The organism is Kitasatospora sp. MBT63 (genome assembly GCF_000710465.2).
Taxonomy (GTDB): domain Bacteria; phylum Actinomycetota; class Actinomycetes; order Streptomycetales; family Streptomycetaceae; genus Kitasatospora.
Genome location: NZ_JAIZ01000294.1, coordinates 26727 through 28344, shown reverse-complemented (window position 1 = coordinate 28344; position 1618 = coordinate 26727). Strand labels below are relative to the sequence as shown.

2 protein-coding genes are annotated in these 1618 nt (G+C 70.6%); both read right to left on the bottom strand.

Annotated elements, in window-relative coordinates:
• Nucleotides 1-396: hypothetical protein (locus tag AA75_RS18220; RefSeq protein ID WP_063794387.1), on the bottom strand; the 396-nt coding region annotated here is incomplete at its 3' end.
• Nucleotides 397-525: 129 nt separating this feature from the next.
• On the bottom strand, nucleotides 526-1515 hold the full coding sequence (locus AA75_RS18215) for a phospholipase (protein WP_233289072.1): 990 nt from the start codon (nucleotides 1513-1515) through the stop codon (nucleotides 526-528).
• Between the last annotated feature and the right edge of the window lie 103 nt (nucleotides 1516-1618).

Below are 1618 nucleotides of genomic sequence, written 5' to 3'. Positions count from 1 at the left end.
CCCGCCGCTGACGTTCTCGCCGATGCCGCCCTCCCAGTCGATGCAGGAGTTCGGCGCGTAGAGGTACACCGGGCCTGCGTAGCTGGTGTAGTAGTTCTCGTCGAGCGCCGCCCAGCCGGAGGCGCTCGACTTCTTCAGCCCGGCGAGCATCTGCAGCGCGGGGCCCGCGTTGTTGCGGACCGTCACCACGCAGTTCTTGCCGGTGGAACGGCTGTAGGTCAGCCAGACCGTGCCGCCGGAGTTGAGGTCCCGGTGGTCGATGGTGCTGTAGCCGGAGCCGCAGGCCCCGTTGTACGAGGCGGCCTGGGCGGTCGCCGGCAGGGCTATCGCGGTGCCGCCGGCCACCAGGGCCAGCACTCCGGCCCGGGCGACGGCTCGCTTGCTTCGCTGGTGCATCCGGTGCTGCGCTCCACTCTCGTTCGGTCCGCAAGGGCTGGTGCCCGGACGGGAGTTCGAGAGCGTAGCGGACGGTGGTAGCGGCCGCGTATCGCCCGCCGGGCCGGGTGCCGGCGCCCCGGGGGTCCGCTACCGGAACAGTCGGTCGCCCGCGGTGGCCATCCGGTGGGTGCCGCTGTGGCGGTTGACCCAGTCGCGGACCAGGTTGACGGCGTTGGCGCACTGCCAGCTGTTGTCGTACTCGCGCACCCCGGTGAAGGCGCCGTAGCCCGCGATGATGCCGTCCACCCGCGCGTCGCCCAGCAACTTGTCGACGTACCAGGGGTCGTTGTACGTGGTCGTCCAGGACAGCGTGGCCGCGAGCTGCCCCGCGGCGCGGTCCGCGGCGCCCTTCTTCAGCTCCGCGCAGGTGTTGTAGGTGGCCTCGGTGCAGTTGCCGAACCCCTTGGTGATGTCGCTGTCGCCGTAGTCCATCGCCCGGTGGCCGTCGGGGAATCCGGAGCCGGACCGGTCGAAGGCGTTGCGGGCCTGGTCGCGGGTCCCGGTCGTGGTGATGCCCTCCAGCGGGCCGAGCCTGCCTTCGAGGCTCTGCCAGCCCCGGCCGCCGACGTCCGGGGTGCTGCCGCCGTGGTACTCGTAGAAACCGTAGAGCACCTGGATCCCGGCGGCCGTGAGCCGCTGCGCCTTGTCGCGCAGTCCGGCGACGCTGCAGCCTCGATTCTGCTGCTCCCCGCAGTAGTTGGGGTCCTTGATGTCGAGCCAGACGAGCGCCGGCCGGCGTCCCGCGTTGGCGTTGGCGACGATCCGGTCGATCATGCTGTCGAAGCCGGGGCCGAGCCGGTTGTCCCCGGCCGAGGAACAGTCGTGGTACGCGCGCCACTCGTTCGGGTTCCACCAGGCGCAGATGTCGATCTCGATGCCGTTGGCGCCGTGGCCGAGCGCCGCGTCGACGCCGTCCAGGGTGTCGACCCGGTGGGCGATGGCATAGACCGGGTGCCGCTGGTCGGCCGCGGCCGCCGGGGCCGTACCGAGGGTGGCGACGCCGACGAGCGCGCACACCACGGACATCAGCGTCGACAGGATCCGCGCGCCTGCCCGGCGCCAGGACTGGATGGTCAAGAGGGGACTCCCTCGCACTCGGCGACATGAAGTGGACATGTCGATCTCACCAACCCTATGTGGACGTTCGATGAACGGACATGACATTCGACCGGAAAGCGCC